Genomic DNA, 1,594 nt, shown 5'->3' on the forward strand with positions numbered 1-1,594 from the left:
TGCTCTTTTGTTACGTCTGATTTTCCTGCGGAAAATCCTCGCACACAAAACCGCACTATTCTTATACGAGCCCGTTGCCAACAAGCTGACCAAAAACCTCTAAATTGAAAATTAAACAGAATTATTTAAAAGGGAAATCCGTTTTCATTGTTTCATTACTCGTAATCGGAATTACAGTTCTGACTGTTTACCTGACTGGAATTAATTATAATCGAAGTCTGACCTCAAACCTATACTTGTCTTTAGGAATTATAGCAACATCGCTATTCCTATTTATGACTTATGGTCTTTACAAAGGAATTGGATTGATTGACAATTTTCCAAAGTTTCGGAATTTTAAAAGAGGTGATATAATGGGAAATGCTTCACCGACTTTCGATACGCCTTCAATTGATGTCGGAGACGGAATTGGTGGGTTGATTTTATCAATACTCTTGTGGATTGGAATGACGATTTTGATAATTGTATTACTAATCGTTTTGGAAGCTGTGTTTTGGTTTTCGCTTTTTATAATTTTAGCAATGTTGTATTGGATTTTTTTCAGAGCATTAAAATTCGTTTTTAATAAATCAAAAGATATAAAAGGAGATATTGGAATTTCAGCAGTTTACTCGCTGACTTATACTCTACTCTATGTTGGTTGGATTTTCGGAATCGTTTATCTGACTGAAATAATAAAATAAAGCCAGTTGGCAACATCGTGTATAATTAATTGCTTTGGCAAGTGCCTATTTGGAAAATTCCTTCGGAATTTTCTCGCGTTCGTTTTTGTTTACTAAATTAGTTGCTTAAACACGCAACTAACCATACACAACAACGTTGTAACCAATTAAAAAAAACTATGTACATACCTGGAATAGATACAGTTTTTCCTCAACATTATCCACTATTTAAATCCGTAGATAAACTATCTCTTTTGATGGATGAGAATAAAAATATTGCCATCAATTTAGTAACACCTTTAATTTTAACTTTGTATTCTGCTTTTGAATGTTATTTGACAGAAGTTGAGGATTCTATTAAAAATAACAGTGAATTATCTGAAGAGTACCCAGATTCAAATCGACCAAAAATGGAAAAACGTCCATTTGTATTGTATCGAATTCTAAATAAAAAAGATTATGATAAATCAAGTAAACTTTATGATGATTATAATCATTTTGTAAAACTTCGAAATCTAATCGCTCACTCAAGGTTAGAATCGATTGAATGGGAGAATTTTGAAATGAAAAGCGGAATTAAGACTGCTATGAACCCAAGTTTTACAGATAAAAAAGAGATACGAAAACATTCAAATAACGCAAAAGTTCAAAGGGATGATAGAGCTGATAAAGTAATATCTTTTTTAGAAAGACGGAAAATAGTAAATATTCAAAGTCAATTTAGAATGGAAGGATTTATATACTCATTGCAAAAAACTGAAATAGCTGATTGGGCGAACAATATGATAACTGAATTAATGATGGAATTGTTCAATGAAGATAGAACAAATCCGTTTTACACGAAAATATAACTGGTTACAATAACTAAGTATATGGCGTGCCGATAGGCCAACGCTATATATTCTGTTGACTGATCCGGGAAGTTTTTAGAT

General features: G+C 31.9%; 2 protein-coding genes. Both read left to right on the forward strand.

Annotation, left to right across the window (positions count from 1 at the left end; all coding sequences use genetic code 11):
- The first annotated feature begins 104 nt into the window (after window positions 1–104).
- The gene (locus Q0998_RS19195; RefSeq protein ID WP_299673052.1) at window positions 105–683 is read left to right on the forward strand and encodes a hypothetical protein; all 579 of its coding nucleotides are present in this window, start codon (window positions 105–107) and stop codon (window positions 681–683) included.
- A gap of 158 nt (window positions 684–841) precedes the next feature.
- Complete coding sequence (locus Q0998_RS19200) at window positions 842–1,513, forward strand: hypothetical protein (protein ID WP_299673055.1); 672 nt, start codon at window positions 842–844, stop codon at window positions 1,511–1,513.
- Window positions 1,514–1,594: the final 81 nt, after the last annotated feature.

Source organism: uncultured Polaribacter sp. (assembly GCF_947501385.1).
Lineage (GTDB): Bacteria > Bacteroidota > Bacteroidia > Flavobacteriales > Flavobacteriaceae > Polaribacter.

Excerpts from the sequence above, each read along its gene's own strand:
- Q0998_RS19200 (WP_299673055.1), top strand. The coding sequence starts at position 842 with ATGTACATACCTGGAATAGATACAGTTTTTCCTCAACATTATCCACTA.